Below are 14,779 nucleotides of genomic sequence, written 5' to 3'. Positions count from 1 at the left end.
AAAAGGCGTCAAGACCCGAAATCCCCGGGAGCTTACATCAGTAAGTGACCGGGGTTGAGGGCCGCAGACAACGCATTTGCAGCGTGAAAGGCGCCGGTTAAATTATTTGGCGTCGGTCGCCGTACCGTTAGCATGCCAGGTAAAGACCCCAAACTCGAAGCCTTTCAGGTCGCCTTTCTGATCCCACGACAGCGGGCCCATCACGGTGTCTACCGTCGCGCCTTTCAGGTATTTAGCGCTTTCCGCCGGATCGTCAGACTGATTCAGGCCCGCCTGCAGCGACTGCAGCGCCGCGTAGGTGGTCCACACGAAGGCGCCGCTCGGATCCTGTTTCTTCGCCTTGATCGCATCCACGATCGGTTTGTTCGCCGGCACCTGGTCGTAGTTCTTCGGCTTGGTCACCAGCAGGCCTTCCGCCGACTCGCCGGCGATGTTAGACAGGGAGACGTTCGCTACGCCTTCCGGGCCCATAAACTGGGTTTTCAGACCGGCAGCACGGGCCTGACGCAGGATCTGGCCCATTTCCGGGTGGTAGCCACCGTAGTAAACGAAATCGATATTCTCTTTCTTCAGGCGCGCCACCAGGGTGGAGAAATCTTTCTCACCGGCGGTGATGCCGTCGAAGAAGACCACGTTCGCCCCGCCTTTTTTCAGGCCATCCTGCACCGCACGGGCCAAACCTTCACCGTACTGCTGTTTATCATGTACCACAGCGATACGCTGCGGCTTCACTTTGTCGAGAATGTATTTCGCTGCGGTGGGTCCCTGATCGGAGTCCAGGCCGGTGGTGCGCAGGATCAGCTTATAGCCGCGCGCGGTCAGCTCCGGGGCAGTCGCTGCCGGCGTGATCATCAGAATGCCTTCGTCTTCATAGATGTCAGACGCCGGCTGAGTGGAAGAGGAGCACAGATGGCCAATAACGTACTTGATGCCGTCGTTGACCACTTTGTTGGCGACCGCTACCGCCTGTTTCGGGTCGCAAGCGTCATCATATTTGACGATCTGCAGCTTATTGCCCTTGATGCCGCCCTTAGCGTTGATATCCGCTACCGCCTGCTCGGCACCGGTAAACTCCTGGTCGCCGTACTGAGCCACCGGGCCGGACATCGCCCCGACGACCGCGATTTTGATGTCTTCCGCCAGCGCCGCGCTGCTCATAACTAAGGCAATACATCCTGCCAGTAACGCTTTACCCTTCATATTCATCCTGAGGCTCCCCATTATTATGGTTTTTGCATTTGTTGTGATGTTGTTTGTTAGCGCATTATTTTGTTTATATCGATAGGAAAAGCATATGATAGCTAATCCACCGGGGGCTGCTCGCGCTTTTGCAGCACACTATGCTAAACATACCGTCATTCTGAGGAATTTGAAACGACTAAATTGCGGGCTATGTAACAGATAAGTGACAAATAAAAAAACCGCGCCAGCATGAACCGGACGCGGTGCAAAACAGGCCCTGATTACCAGCCAGCGGGCAGGTAGCCTACCGCGGACGCTATCGCGTAGACGGCGCTGCAAAGATACAACAACACAATGAAGCATTGGATAAGCAGATGGGTCATCCAGGCCGGACAGGTCCAGCCTGGGGTCAGGTCGCCACGCTGGCGGGCGCCCTTCAGCATCAGGATCGGCATAATTGATAAAATGACGCCGCTGAACACTCCGGCAAAATAGAGCGCGTTGACGAAAGAAACCATGCCGCTATAGGCCAGCACGAACGGCGGGATCGCCACCACCAACAGCACCATCAGGCGCCGGGCGGGCTGTTCGTCATTCCCCAGGCGGAACTGATCGAAGATATTGGTCAGAAAGCTGCCGCCCAGCCCCCAGTAAGAGGTCAGCATGGCGCACAGCGCAAACAGGTTGGCCGAGAAGAACGCCCATTCGCCAAGCGCCCGGCCCCAGGAGATGGTGGCCACATCCGAGATATTGTCCAGGCCATTAAGCGAGATAACCGATAGCGGCACCAGCGCCAGCAGGGCAAAGGTCAAAGCCATACCGACCATAATGGCCCTGGGCAATTTTTCCGGTTTGTCGGCGAAGCCCCGCGCCATCTCCGGCACGATATACTGTGCCGAGAAGCAGAATGCCACGACATTGAAGACCGGAACCATATACAGCCAGTTGCCGTCGAGCAGATAGCCCACGCGGGTGGTCTCTTTCAACAGCGTGGCAATCACCAGCACCGAGATCATCACCACCATACCGATGCTGATAAATTTCTCGCCGCGGCCAATCGCCTTCAGGCCCAGGTAGAGCACCCCTGCCGCCGGGACGAAAAACAGCACGCTGCCCAGCGCCGGCGAGATGCCAAACAACGAGTGCAACAGCTTGCCGCTGCCGGTCATATAAGCCGTCAATGCGCCGACGCTGTTAACGCAAACGGAGAGGAACATCATCAGCGCGCCAAAGCCGCCGACGTAGCGCTTCGATAAACCGCTGAGCTGCAGATGTTTACGGGTGCGGAGCGTGGATTCCGCGACATAGAGCATAGTCACCGTCGTCAGGCTGCCCACCAGCACCAGCCAGAACAGCAGCGGTAAGAAGCCCGCTTTGCTCGACGCATAGGCGATAGAGAGGACACCCGCACCGATATTGGTACCGACAATCATCGATACCCCTTCGATGAAGCTCAGAGATTTTGTAGGGACAGCCGTACGTTCCCGGCCGGTGAGGACGGGAGAAAAGGTGGAGTTTTCAGACATAATACTTTCCGTTTTACTCCGGCGGTTTTTACCGCCGGAAAAAAGGTGATATCAGGGTGATAAACCACTCACGCTGAGCATGAACAGCCGGCTGCGGCGTCCTGTTTCTGTTCGGCTTCCGTGCCGCCGCAGCCCGCCGGGGAGACGTTAGCTCTTCAGGATGCGCGCCAGAATATCCAGCGCTTTCGAGAACTGGGCGTCGGGGATAGTCAACGGATACAGGAAGCGGATCACGTTGCCGTAGACGCCACAGCTCAGCAGCAGCAGGCCGTTTTCCTGCGCTTTCTGTTGCACAAGGCGGGTGAACTCCGGCGACGGCTCGCCAGTTTGCGGATCGTTAAACTCCACCGCCACCATCGACCCCCGGCCACGGACATCCACGATCGCCGGGCAGGTAGCGCGCGCCTGGTTGAGCACTTCCTGCAGATGGCTACCCAACTGCTCAGCGCGCTGGCACAGCTGTTCTTCGGCAATGACATCCAGCACCGCGTGCGCCGCGGCCACCGCCAGCGGGTTACCGGCATAGGTTCCGCCCAGCCCGCCTGGGGCTGGCGCATCCATCACCTCGGCGCGACCGACAACGCCCGACAGCGGGAAACCGCCGGCGAGGCTTTTCGCCATCGTCATCAGATCCGGTTTCACCTGATAGTGCTGCATAGCGAACAGCTTGCCGGTGCGGGCGAAACCGGTCTGCACTTCATCAGCGATCAGCAGAATACCGTGGGTATCGCACAGATCGCGCAGCGCCTGCATAAAATCGGCCGGCGCGACGTTAAAGCCGCCTTCCCCCTGGATCGGCTCGAGGATGATGGCCGCTACCTGGTCCGGCGCAATATCCGCTTTGAAAATGCGCTCCAGGCTTTTCAGCGCATCCGCGGTGGTCACGCCGTGCGCCTCATTGGGATAAACGCCGTGATAGACCGATCCCGGGAACGGCCCGAAGCCGATTTTGTAAGGAGCAACCTTACCGGTGAGGGCCATGGTCATAAAGGTACGGCCGTGGAAGCCGCCGCCGAAAGTAATCAGCCCCGGGCGGCCGGTGTAAGCGCGGGCAATTTTCACTGCGTTCTCAACCGCTTCCGCGCCGGTGGTGAAGAAAGCCGTTTTTGCCGGCCCGTCAATTGGCGCCAGATCGTTGATACGCTCCGCCAGCGAAACATAACTTTCGTACGGCACAATCTGATAGGCGGTGTGGGTGAACGCCTGCAGCTGATCGGCGACCGCGGCGACCACTTTCGGATGGCGGTGACCGGTATTTAACACGGCGATCCCGGCGGCGAAATCGATCACCTCATTGCCTTCGATATCCCACAGCGTGGCGTTTTCCGCCTTCTCGACAAAGTAGTTACACATTACGCCTACGCCGCGCGGCGTCGCCTGCTGGCGACGTTGATTCAGTTCTGAGCTTTTCACCTGCGAATCTCCTGTCGTGTATGTCACGTTATCGCAACAAATTAGAAACGATGTCGTTTATTTACACAGGAGTTGGCCCTATAATCGAGTACCAATTTAGAATATCTGAGGGATCCAATTGCGTTCGCTGGTGGGTGACCTGGTGCTGGTCCGTCTGCAGGAAGAGCGGGATCCTCTTCTGCACAAACGCTTATATAACGCGCTGCGCCGCGCGATCCTCGATGGTTCGCTGGCGCCGCAAAGCCGCCTGCCGCCGTCGCGCGATCTGGCGGGTGAACTCGGCGTATCAAGAAACACCATATTAACAACTTATGAACAATTACTGGCGGAAGGATATGTGGTTTCCCGCCGGGGAAGTGGAACATTCGTTGCCCAAACCGCCCCTGAGAGCTCATTGACGGCTAAAGGTCAGCAAGAAAACAGCAGTATCGCGGCACCGACGGTGCATCTTTCACGCCGAGGCCAACATCTGCTCGGCCAGGTCAGCGCCAGCCCGCGCCAGTGGGGGGCGTTTATACCCGGCGTGCCGGACGTTAACGCCTTTCCCCACCCGCTGTTCAGTAAGATCCAGGCCCGTATCAGCCGTCGGCCCAAGCCGGAGCGGCTCAGCTATAGCTGCAACGGTGGCACCCCGGAACTGCAGCAGGCGCTGGTGGATTATCTGCGCGTGTCGCGCGGCGTCCACTGTCAGGCAGATCAAATTCTTATCACCGAGGGGATCCACCAGGCGATCGATCTGGTCACCCGCATGCTGTGTGATAACGGCGATCTGGCGTGGGTGGAGGAGCCTTCCTATTGGGGGATCCGCCACGTGCTGGCGATGAACGACGTTCGGGTGGAACCCCTGACCGTCGATGCCAACGGCCTGTGCCCGCCGGAAACGGTTGACGACGCGCCGAGGCTCATCTTCGTTACGCCTTCCCACCAGTACCCGCTGGGCGCGGTGATGAGCCTTGAGCGCCGCCAGCGACTGCTGGCGCTCGCCCGTCAGCAGGGGAGCTGGATCGTCGAAGATGATTATGACAGTGAGTTTCGCTTTTCCGGCCAGCCGATCCCCGCCCTGCAGGGTCTGGTCCCCGATGCCCCGGTGGTCTATATCGGCACCTTCAGCAAAACGCTCTATCCCGGCCTGCGCCTGGGCTACGTGGTGATCCCTCGTCCGCTGGTCAGCGATCTGAAGCACGCCCATGCCGAGCTTTACCGCGGCGGCCATTCGCTGATCCAGATGGCGCTGGCGGAGTTTATTACCGCCGGCCACTATTCGGCCCATATCCGCCGTATGCGGTTGCTCTACAGCCGTCGCCGCGCCTTTTTAACTGAGCTTATCCAGCGGCACTGTATGCCGTACGCCCTGTCTGACTTCAGCGATAATGCCGGGCTGCATTTGATCCTCAATTTGCCCGCAGAGGCTGACGATGTGGCGATTGCCAAAGAGGCTAATGCGCGCCACATTCTGGTGCGGCCGCTGTCGCGCTACTACCTGACGGCGGCGCGGAAGAAAGGATTACTGATGGGATTCGCCAGCCAGCCCGAAGAGCAGATGGCGCCGGCGTTCAGCGTCTTACTCGGCTGCCTGCAGACGCACTGCCCGCAGATGCTCCTGCCCCGGGAGGACGCAGAAAAACAAAACGCCCCAACCTGAGGCGGGGCGTTATCGGGGAGCCTGATATCAGGTATCAGGCAGGCGTGGCGTATCAGGCTTCGATAGCGGCACGCAGTTTTTTCATGGCGTTCTTTTCCAGCTGACGCACACGCTCTGCGGAGACGCCGTAGCGGTCGGCCAGTTCCTGCAGCGTGGACTTGTTGTCTTCGTCCAGCCAGCGGGCGCGGATGATGTCCTGGCTACGCTCGTCCAGGCCCTGCATCGCGTCAGTCAGCTTATTCGCCGCCTGCTCTTCCCAGTTGTCGTCTTCGATGCCGTCGGCAAAGTTAGACGTTTTGTCCTGCAGATAAAGGACCGGCGCCATCGGCTGGCTGTCGGACTCATCGTCGGAAGACATGTCGAAGGTCATGTCCTGGGCCGCCATGCGGGATTCCATCTCGCGGACGTCTTTGCTCGACACGCCCAGCTCACGGGCCACCATTTCCACTTCATCCTGGTTGAACCAACCCAGACGCTGTTTGGTTTTACGCAGGTTAAAGAACAGCTTACGCTGTGCTTTGGTGGTAGCGACCTTCACAATACGCCAGTTACGCAGCACGTATTCGTGAATTTCAGCTTTAATCCAGTGCACGGCGAAGGAGACCAGGCGCACACCCACTTCCGGGTTGAAGCGACGCACGGCTTTCATCAGGCCGATATTGCCTTCCTGGATCAGATCCGCCTGCGGCAGGCCATAGCCCGAGTAGTTACGAGCAATGTGAACAACAAAGCGCAGGTGAGACAGAATCAGCTTTTTCGCTGCTTCCAGATCGCCCTGGTAATGCAGCTTTTCAGCAAGCTCCCGCTCTTCATCAGCCGACAGCATCGGCCAAGTGTTAGCGGCCCGGATGTACGATTCCAGGTTACCAACGGGGGCTAAAGCTAAAGTTTGCATTTCTTTGGTCATTCAAATCCTCTCAATTGATATCTTCTGACGCGTTCTTGTCCCCATCAGGCAACAAGCATGCCAGCATTCATGAGCAACGAGAATATCACTCACATTAGTATCAGACAGTGATTTTATCCACAAGTTCCATGCAACGGTGTGAATAAATTACGCACAAAATGTGACACCACGATGAACAAGTGAGGGCAGGAAAAGGAGAACAAGCTTGCGGTATCTTTCCCTGCGAACAGGAACTCATTGCAGCAGGGAAAGATTATATCACGCTTTTTTTAATCGGGAGTAAAGTGACGTAAATGTTGCACTGTCGCCAGCCAGGCGGCGACCCACCCGATCATCGAGCAGACAATCAGCATCAACAGGCACTCGTCGAAGCCCAGGCCGCTCAGCTCAAACTGGGTGCCGAACACTTTCGCCACTTCGGTCACTGCCGACGAGAGGCGCATCACCAGAATCTCCGACAGGATCAGCGATAAAAACGCGCCGGAGAAGCCCAGCATCGCCCCGCCGTAGAGGAACGGACGCAGGATAAAGCCGTCGGTGGCGCCGATCAGCTTCTGCACGTTAATGGTATCGCGGCGGGCAAAGATGCTCAGGCGCACGCTGTTGCCGATCACCAGGAACACCGCCGCCACCATCAGCACGCCGATCATCGCCGACACGCGGCCTACCAGCCCGGTAAGCGAGGAGAGACGGGCAAACCAGCTGTCGTCCATCCGCACCTCATCCACCCCCTGGATCCGCGATACCCGCTCGCGCAGGGTATTGAGCGCTTCCGTGCTCTGGAAATCCAGCTTCGGCACCACGATGGCGACCGCCGGTAGCGGGTTCTCTTCCAGCATATCCAGTGCGCCGCCAAAGCCTGACCAGTTACGGAATTCACCCAGCGCCTCGTCACGGGACAAATAGTTTACCTTGTCGACGCCCTGCTCCGCCTGCAGCTGGCCCACCACCCGCGCCGCGGCGTCGTCATCCAGCGTTTTTTCCAGATAAACGGTGATCTGCGGCGATGGATAATACTGTGACGCCGCGCTGCTGACGTTTTTGTAGACCATGTAGCAGACGCTTGGCAGGGTCAACGAAATGGCGATGACCATCACCGTCAGGAAGGTCGCCAGCGGCGTGCTTTTGAGATCCTGCAACGCGCCGTGCCAGGCATAGCGCACCTGTTCGTTGAACACGTTACTCTTACGCGAGGCCGGGTTAGGCGCCGCTTTCGGCCGTTTTGGCGCATTGCGCCCGCCGCCGCTGCCGCCCGCCGCGTTGCGCAGGCGATCGAACTTACTGCCGAACTGGCGAATCTGGTTCATTGCGTCGCGCTTATTCACCCCGAATGCCTCCATGCAGATGGCCGTCGCTGAGCGACAGCACGCGGTACGGACGACTGGAGATAAGCCCCAGATCGTGCGTCGCCATCAGTACCGTCACCCCAACGCGGTTAAACTCTTCAAACAGACGTAAAATCCCCTCCGAGAGCGCCTCGTCGAGGTTACCGGTCGGTTCATCCGCCAGCAGCACCGCCGGCTTGTTGACCACCGCGCGGGCTATACCGACGCGCTGCTGCTCACCGCCGGAGAGCTGAATCGGAAAGTTCTTCGCTTTGTCCAGCAGGCCGACCTTGTCCAGCGCCGCCGAGACGCGGCGACGAATGTCATCGCCGCTGGCGCCGGCGATAATCAGCGGGATCGCCACGTTGTCATACACGGTACGATCCATCAGCAAATGGTGATCCTGGAAAATCATGCCGATCTGGCGGCGCAGGAATGGCACCTCACGGCTCTTCAGGCGGCTGATTTCATGACCGCTGAAGAAAATTTTCCCGGCGCTGGGCCGTTCGATACCACAGATAAGCTTCAGCAGGGTACTCTTCCCTGCGCCGGAATGGCCGGTCAGAAACGCCATCTCGCCCGGCTGCAGGTGGAAGGTCACCCCCTGCAGCGCTTGTCTCCCACCGAGATAGGCTTTGCTGACTTGTTCAAAGCGAATCATTCTTAATCCTCTCGGGCAAAAAGTGCCTCAATAAAGTCGCCCGCATTAAACGGACGCAGATCCTCAATACGCTCGCCGACGCCAATATAGCGAATCGGAATGCCGAACTGATCGGCCACCGAGAAGATCACGCCGCCTTTGGCGGTGCCGTCCAGCTTGGTCAGGGTGATCCCGGTCAATCCTACCGCCTCATGGAACAGTTTGGCCTGGCTAATGGCATTCTGCCCGGTGCTGGCGTCAATAGTTAACATCACCTCATGCGGCGCGTCGACGTCCAGTTTTTTCATCACCCGGACAATCTTCTTCAGCTCTTCCATCAGGTGTGATTTATTCTGCAGACGCCCGGCGGTGTCGGCAATCAGTACGTCAACATGGCGCGCCTTCGCCGCCTGAATGGCGTCGAAAATCACCGAGGCGGAGTCCGCGCCAGTATGCTGGGCGATCACCGGGATATTGTTACGCTGACCCCAGACCTGCAGCTGTTCCACCGCCGCCGCGCGGAAGGTATCCCCCGCCGCCAGCATCACCGATTTACCCTGCTGCTCAAACTGACGCGCCAGCTTGCCGATGGTGGTGGTTTTCCCCACCCCGTTTACGCCGACCATCAAAATAACAAATGGCGTTTTGCCTTCTACGTTCAGCGGCTCATCCACTTTGGCGAGAATCTCGCCCATCTCTTCTTTCAGCAGGCCGTACAGCGCTTCCGCATCGCGCAGTTGCTTACGGCTGGCGCCTTCCGTCAGGTTGGTAATGATCTTGCGAGTGGTTTCCACCCCGACGTCGGCGATCAGCAGTTGCTCTTCCAGCTCTTCAAACAGATCATCGTCGATCTTCTTGCCGCGGAACAGGCTGATAAATCCGGAACCGAGATTTTCTTTGGTTTTCAGCAAGCTACGCTTGAGGCGGGCGAAAAAGCCTTCTTTCGTCGGTTTTTCCTGCTCCTGAGCCAGCGCTTCCACCGGCGCCTCGTCCTCGGGCTCCGGCACTACGACCGCCGCCTCTTCGGCCGCCTCGGCCGCCAGCGCCAGTGCTTCCAGCTCTTCATCGCTTAACGGGGCGTCCTCTTCAGGGACCTCCGTCTCCTGCGGCTCGGCGATAACGTCTGCCACAGGCTGCTCTGCTACGGCTTCCGCCACCACCGGTTCGGCGATCACCTCTTCCGCCAGCGGCTCAACCACCGCAGGCTGTTCAGACGGTTCGCTGACCGCGGGCTCCGGTTCAACAACAGGCGCTTCATCGGTCAGAGCAGGCGTTTCCACCCACTCTTTTTCCTGCACGCTGGCAGGCTCCGCGAGGTGCGCTTTTTCGCTTTCGACCACCGTCTCGGTCACTTCGACGACATCTTCGGCAAACGCCTCCGGGTCTGCTTTCGGCGCGCTCGGCTCAGCAGGGGTTTCCGCTACCGGCGTCTCATCGGCAACTGCTTGTTGTTCTTCTACTTTTTGTTCAGTCTCGGTTTCCTGTGCCTGTTCTTTCTGTCCAAAGCCCAGCCAGGAAAAGAAGCCACGTTTTTTCTCTTTTGCCATTTGCGACCACACTCCTCGCTGTTTTATTCATGGCGCAGCTTCATCAGAAGCTGAAAAAATGATGAAATTAGTCGGATAGTCTATCACTTAACTTAACTCGCAGCACCGCCCCCGGATTAAGGTTTCGTCAACCGCCGTCGATCGCTAGAATAGCAGGCCGGAAGTTGAGACTTGAGCAGAGAGATGAAAAAACCAAACCACGCGGGCAGCGGCCAGATCCGCATTATCGGTGGGCAATGGCGCGGCCGTAAATTACCGGTGCCGGAGAGCCCGGGCCTGCGGCCGACCACCGACCGGGTTCGCGAAACCCTTTTTAACTGGCTGGCGCCGTCCATCGTTGACGCGCACTGCCTCGACTGCTTTGCCGGCAGCGGCGCGCTGGGGCTGGAGGCGCTGTCCCGCTATGCGGCCAGCACCACGCTACTGGAGATGGAGCGCGGCGTAGCCCAGCAGTTGCAAAAAAATCTCGCCACCCTGAAAGCGGATCGCGGCAAGGTGATCACCACCAACACCCTCAGCTTCCTGAGCCAGCCGGGGACACCGCACCAGATCGTGTTCGTCGACCCGCCGTTCCGTCAGGGGCTGCTGGAGGAGACGCTACGTCTGCTGGAGACACAAGGATGGCTGGCCGATGAGGCCCTGGTGTATGTCGAAAGCGAAGTCGAAAACGGTTTACCGCCGGTGCCCGCTAACTGGCAGCTGTATCGTGAAAAAGTGGCCGGACAGGTCGCCTACCGTCTTTACCAACGTGAGGCCCAAGGAGAGCACCATGCTGATTAATTTAGGCCGCCTGCTGATGCTGTGCGTCTGGGCCTTTCTGTTATTGAACCTGTTTCAGCCCTTCCCGAAGCCGCTGAATATCTTCGTCAACGTCGCGCTGATTTTCATGATCCTGATGCACGGGCTGCAGTTGACGCTGCTGAAGGCGACGCAGCCGAAAGAGGCGCCGCCGCTGAGCCGCTTTGAGCAAATCCGCATTTTTATCTTCGGCGTGTTTGAGCTCGTCGCCTGGCAGAAAAAACTGAAGGCGACGCTGAAAAAGTAGTCCTGAAAAGGGCTCAGGGATCGGGCGTAAACGCCACGAACGCTGTGCCCTTATAACTCAACATCCCGCGATCGCCCACGCTCAGCGCATGATATTGCGGCGCGTCGAGGCGAAACACCACCTCCAGCCCACCGTTTTCGGGGCGAAAGCTCGCTTCATAGCGCATCTCACTGCCTGCGGGCGTCACCGTCTGCTGCCGCGAGCGCCGATCGTTAATCACTTTTTCCCGTTTATTGCTGACGATAACCCGCTTTTGTAGCAACGGCGCGGCGTCATTCGCCTGTTTCTCACGGCGCTGCTGGACATAGCGAAACGAAGCCGCCACCACAATCACCGCGACGACCAGAACAAAAAAGAGGGGCATTTTACTCATCAAGGTTACCCATAAAAAATATCAGGAATCAGCATACTGCGTCGGGAATAACATTGTCATCTGCTACGCCAAACCACTACACTGAGTTGTAGCATCACGCATCCGTAACTTTCTTTATGATAACAGATACAGGGACTTACTATGCTTTGGTCATTTATTGCTGTCTGTTTCTCCGCATGGCTTTATGTCGATGCATCCTATCGTGGGCCGGCCTGGCGACGTTGGGTATTTAAACCTGTCACCCTGATTCTGTTGCTGTTACTGGCCTGGCAGGCGCCGATGTTCAATGCCATCAGCTATCTGGTGCTGGCCGGCCTGTGCGCCTCGCTGCTCGGCGACGCCCTGACCCTGCTGCCGCGCCAGCGGGTGATGTACGCGGTGGGCGCTTTCTTCCTGTCACATCTGCTGTATACCATCTGGTTCGCCAGCCAGCTGACGCTGTCGTTCTTCTGGCCGCTGCCGCTGGTGCTGCTGGTATTCGGCGCCCTGCTGATGGCGGTGATCTGGAGTCGGCTGGAAGAGATGAAAATGCCGGTGCTGACCTTTATTGGAATGACGCTGGTGATGGTCTGGCTGGCCGGTGAGCTGTGGTTTGCCCGCCCCACCAACACCGCGCTGTCCGGTTTCGCCGGCGCGGCCCTGCTGCTGCTGAGCAATGCCGTATGGCTGGTGAGCCACTATCGTCGCCGCTTCCGCGCCGATAACGCCATTGCCGCCGCGTTCTACTTTGCCGGCCACTTCCTGATCGTGCGCGCGTTATACCTGTAATTTAGTCCTTGACTCTGGAGTCGACTCCAGAGTGTATCCTACGGCTAATGAGAAAATTATCATTTCCCGGAGGGTGCCATGTCGACTCCAGACGCGCAGGATAAAAAAGTCCCACAATTCTCGTCATTCACCATGCGGCCAGCGACCGCGCCGGCGGAGAGCTGCTGTACAGATCACGCCTGCGCCACAGAATCCGCCCCTGCCGCCGAAGCGCTCGACGACGCCCGCTATAGCTGGCAGGTTGATGGCATGGACTGCGCCGCCTGCGCCCGCAAGGTGGAAACCGCGGTTCGCCAGGTACCCGGCGTCAGTCAGGTCCAGGTGCTGTTCGCCACAGAAAAGTTGCTGGTTAACGCCGAGGGCGATATCCGCGCTCAGGTTGAGAACGCGGTCCGCCAGGCGGGCTATACGCTGCGCGATGCCGATGCTCCCGCAGCAGAGAAAACCCGAGGGTCGCTGCTGCGCGACAATCTGCCGTTACTGACGCTGTTTATCATGATGGCCCTGAGCTGGGGGCTGGAGCAGGCCAACCACCCTGCCGGTCAGTTGGCCTTTATTGCCACCACCCTGGTTGGCCTGTGGCCGGTTGCTCGCCAGGCGCTGCGCCTGATCAAGAGCGGGAGCTGGTTTGCCATTGAAACGCTGATGAGCGTCGCCGCCATCGGGGCGCTGTTTATCGGCGCCACTGCGGAAGCGGCGATGGTCCTGCTGCTGTTCCTGATCGGCGAGCGTCTCGAAGGCTGGGCCGCCAGCCGCGCACGGCAGGGGGTGAGCGCGCTGATGGCGCTGAAGCCCGACACCGCCATCCGTCTGCGCAACGGTGTGCGGGAAACCGTCGCCCAGCGCGACCTGCGTCCCGGAGATGTGATTGAAGTGGCCGCCGGCGGGCGTCTGCCGGCGGATGGCCAGCTGCTGTCGCCGTTTGCCAGCTTTGATGAAAGCGCCCTGACCGGCGAGTCGGTGCCGGTGGAGCGTCAGGCCGGGGAACGAGTCGCGGCGGGCGCCACCAGCGTCGATCGCCTGGTGCAGCTTACCGTGATATCCGAACCGGGCGACAGCGCCATCGACCGCATCCTGAAGCTGATTGAAGAGGCAGAGGAACGTCGGGCGCCAATCGAGCGTTTTATCGATCGCTTCAGCCGGATCTACACCCCGGCCATTATGGTCGTAGCTTTGTTGGTCGCCATTGTCCCACCGCTGTTCTTCGCCAGTGCCTGGCTGCCGTGGATTTATAAAGGGCTGACGCTGCTGCTGATCGGCTGTCCGTGCGCGCTGGTCATCTCCACGCCGGCGGCCATCACCTCCGGCCTGGCGGTCGCCGCCCGCCGCGGGGCGCTAATCAAAGGCGGCGCGGCGCTGGAACAGCTGGGCCAGGTGCGGCAGGTGGCGTTCGATAAAACCGGCACTCTGACCGTCGGCCAGCCGCAGGTGACTTCGGTGATCGCCACGGCTGAGGTTGACGACAACGCGCTGCTGGCGCTGGCGGCGGCGGTGGAGCAAGGCTCCAGCCACCCGCTGGCGCAGGCCATCGTCCGTGAAGCACAGCGGCGTCAGCTGAGTATTCCGCTTGCCAGCGGCCAGCGGGCGCTGGCGGGCTCTGGCATCGAAGCCGAGGTGAACGGCAGCCGCATCTTGATCTGCGCCGCCAGCAAAGCCGCCCCGGCAGAGCATGAGGCGCAGATCCAGCAGCTGGAGAGCGCCGGGCAAACGGTAGTGCTGGTGATGCGCGGCGAGACGCTGCTCGGTATTCTGGCGCTGCGCGACACCCTGCGCGACGACGCGCGTCAGGCGGTGGATGCTCTGCATCAGTTGGGGGTTCAGGGGGTGATCCTTACCGGGGATAACCCGCGCGCCGCGGCAGCCATCGCCAGCGAACTGGGGCTGGAATTCCGCGCCGGTCTGCTGCCGGCGGACAAAGTGAAAGCCGTCATGGCGCTGAATGCCGATGCGCCGCTGGCGATGATCGGGGACGGAATCAACGACGCCCCGGCGATGAAAGCGGCCACCATCGGCATCGCCATGGGCAGCGGCACCGATGTGGCGCTGGAGACGGCCGACGCCGCGCTGACCCATAACCGTCTGACCGGCCTGGCGCAGATGATTTCCCTGGCGCACGCCACCCATGCCAATATTCGCCAGAACATCGCGATTGCCTTAGGGCTGAAGGGGATTTTCCTCGTCACCACCCTGCTCGGCCTGACCGGCCTGTGGCTGGCGGTGCTGGCGGATACCGGCGCCACTGTGCTGGTAACGGCTAACGCGCTGCGGTTATTACGTAAGAAGTTGTAGCATAGATACCGGCTTCCCTGGTCGCGATGCGCTTAGCAGGGCTACGGTTCCGGACCGTCGGGTAGCCCGGATAAGGCGCTACGCGCCGCCATCCGGGGTATTCCCTGCTCGCGCTGCGCTTA

At 59.5% G+C, this 14,779-nt stretch carries 13 protein-coding genes; 5 read left to right on the top strand and 8 right to left on the bottom strand.

Going from position 1 to position 14,779, the window contains the following annotated elements; genetic code table 11:
- Nucleotides 1–102: 102 nt before the first annotated feature.
- The 3 genes from livJ to N438_RS25360 form a co-directional block, all read right to left on the bottom strand.
- Nucleotides 103–1,206 (bottom strand): branched chain amino acid ABC transporter substrate-binding protein LivJ, encoded by a 1,104-nt coding sequence (gene livJ, locus N438_RS25370; protein ID WP_116696580.1) that lies wholly within the window; start codon nt 1,204–1,206, stop codon nt 103–105.
- A gap of 257 nt (nt 1,207–1,463) precedes the next feature.
- Nucleotides 1,464–2,708, bottom strand: a complete 1,245-nt coding sequence (locus N438_RS25365; protein WP_049010451.1) for an amino acid permease — start codon at nt 2,706–2,708, stop codon at nt 1,464–1,466.
- A 147-nt stretch (nt 2,709–2,855) separates the two neighbouring features.
- Nucleotides 2,856–4,121, bottom strand: coding sequence for a 4-aminobutyrate--2-oxoglutarate transaminase (locus N438_RS25360; RefSeq protein WP_016161915.1), 1,266 nt, complete (start codon nt 4,119–4,121; stop codon nt 2,856–2,858).
- A gap of 118 nt (nt 4,122–4,239) precedes the next feature.
- Here N438_RS25360 and N438_RS25355 point away from each other — a divergent pair, with 118 nt between their 5' ends.
- Nucleotides 4,240–5,763, top strand: coding sequence for a PLP-dependent aminotransferase family protein (locus tag N438_RS25355; RefSeq protein WP_023323355.1), 1,524 nt, complete (start codon nt 4,240–4,242; stop codon nt 5,761–5,763).
- 52 nt (nt 5,764–5,815) lie between these two features.
- On the opposite strand, the gene rpoH is transcribed toward N438_RS25355, so the two are convergent.
- The 4 genes from rpoH to ftsY all read right to left on the bottom strand — a co-directional run bounded on the left by rpoH (nt 5,816) and on the right by ftsY (nt 10,182).
- Nucleotides 5,816–6,670, bottom strand: coding sequence for an RNA polymerase sigma factor RpoH (gene rpoH / locus N438_RS25350; RefSeq protein WP_002920815.1), 855 nt, complete (start codon nt 6,668–6,670; stop codon nt 5,816–5,818).
- A 269-nt stretch (nt 6,671–6,939) separates the two neighbouring features.
- Complete coding sequence (ftsX, locus tag N438_RS25345) at nt 6,940–7,995, bottom strand: permease-like cell division protein FtsX (protein WP_008806965.1); 1,056 nt, start codon at nt 7,993–7,995, stop codon at nt 6,940–6,942.
- Entirely contained in the window at nt 7,988–8,656 is a 669-nt protein-coding gene (gene ftsE, locus N438_RS25340; protein ID WP_008806964.1) for a cell division ATP-binding protein FtsE, read from the bottom strand. Before ftsE ends, ftsX begins: the two co-directional genes overlap by 8 nt.
- 2 nt (nt 8,657–8,658) lie before the next feature.
- Nucleotides 8,659–10,182 carry a signal recognition particle-docking protein FtsY gene (gene ftsY / locus N438_RS25335; RefSeq protein ID WP_016161917.1) on the bottom strand — a complete coding sequence of 508 codons (1,524 nt, stop codon included), beginning with the start codon at nt 10,180–10,182 and terminating at the stop codon, nt 8,659–8,661.
- A gap of 183 nt (nt 10,183–10,365) precedes the next feature.
- Between ftsY and rsmD the strand changes: the two genes are divergently transcribed.
- Complete coding sequence (rsmD, locus tag N438_RS25330; RefSeq protein ID WP_002920820.1) at nt 10,366–10,962, top strand: 16S rRNA (guanine(966)-N(2))-methyltransferase; 597 nt, start codon at nt 10,366–10,368, stop codon at nt 10,960–10,962.
- The gene (locus N438_RS25325) at nt 10,952–11,227 is read left to right on the top strand and encodes a DUF1145 family protein (protein WP_002920822.1); all 276 of its coding nucleotides are present in this window, start codon (nt 10,952–10,954) and stop codon (nt 11,225–11,227) included. The genes rsmD and N438_RS25325 overlap by 11 nt, the downstream gene beginning before the upstream one ends.
- Before the next feature lie 13 nt (nt 11,228–11,240).
- Here the strand turns inward: N438_RS25325 and N438_RS25320 are convergent, their stop codons facing one another.
- Nucleotides 11,241–11,591 (bottom strand): DUF2500 domain-containing protein, encoded by a 351-nt coding sequence (locus tag N438_RS25320; RefSeq protein ID WP_004173989.1) that lies wholly within the window; start codon nt 11,589–11,591, stop codon nt 11,241–11,243.
- 150 nt (nt 11,592–11,741) lie between these two features.
- Between N438_RS25320 and N438_RS25315 the strand changes: the two genes are divergently transcribed.
- Both N438_RS25315 and zntA read left to right on the top strand, forming a co-directional pair.
- Entirely contained in the window at nt 11,742–12,368 is a 627-nt protein-coding gene (locus N438_RS25315; protein WP_004173987.1) for a lysoplasmalogenase, read from the top strand.
- 78 nt (nt 12,369–12,446) lie between these two features.
- Nucleotides 12,447–14,657, top strand: coding sequence for a Zn(II)/Cd(II)/Pb(II) translocating P-type ATPase ZntA (gene zntA, locus N438_RS25310; RefSeq protein WP_116696579.1), 2,211 nt, complete (start codon nt 12,447–12,449; stop codon nt 14,655–14,657).
- Nucleotides 14,658–14,779 lie beyond the last annotated feature (122 nt).

It is taken from the genome of Klebsiella sp. GL120222-02, assembly GCF_003097195.1.
Lineage (GTDB): Bacteria > Pseudomonadota > Gammaproteobacteria > Enterobacterales > Enterobacteriaceae > Klebsiella > Klebsiella variicola.
Note: the sequence above shows the minus strand (reverse complement) of the source record. Positions and strands in the feature narration are given on the sequence as shown.

Bases quoted from the DNA above. Each gene is read 5' to 3' on its own strand.
- livJ (WP_116696580.1), bottom strand. From the start codon at position 1,206: ATGAATATGAAGGGTAAAGCGTTACTGGCAGGATGTATTGCCTTAGTT.
- N438_RS25365 (WP_049010451.1), bottom strand. From the start codon at position 2,708: ATGTCTGAAAACTCCACCTTTTCTCCCGTCCTCACCGGCCGGGAACGT.
- rpoH (WP_002920815.1), bottom strand. From the start codon at position 6,670: ATGACCAAAGAAATGCAAACTTTAGCTTTAGCCCCCGTTGGTAACCTG.
- ftsE (WP_008806964.1), bottom strand. From the start codon at position 8,656: ATGATTCGCTTTGAACAAGTCAGCAAAGCCTATCTCGGTGGGAGACAA.
- ftsY (WP_016161917.1), bottom strand. From the start codon at position 10,182: ATGGCAAAAGAGAAAAAACGTGGCTTCTTTTCCTGGCTGGGCTTTGGA.
- rsmD (WP_002920820.1), top strand. From the start codon at position 10,366: ATGAAAAAACCAAACCACGCGGGCAGCGGCCAGATCCGCATTATCGGT.
- N438_RS25325 (WP_002920822.1), top strand. From the start codon at position 10,952: ATGCTGATTAATTTAGGCCGCCTGCTGATGCTGTGCGTCTGGGCCTTT.
- N438_RS25320 (WP_004173989.1), bottom strand. From the start codon at position 11,591: ATGCCCCTCTTTTTTGTTCTGGTCGTCGCGGTGATTGTGGTGGCGGCT.
- N438_RS25315 (WP_004173987.1), top strand. From the start codon at position 11,742: ATGCTTTGGTCATTTATTGCTGTCTGTTTCTCCGCATGGCTTTATGTC.
- zntA (WP_116696579.1), top strand. From the start codon at position 12,447: ATGTCGACTCCAGACGCGCAGGATAAAAAAGTCCCACAATTCTCGTCA.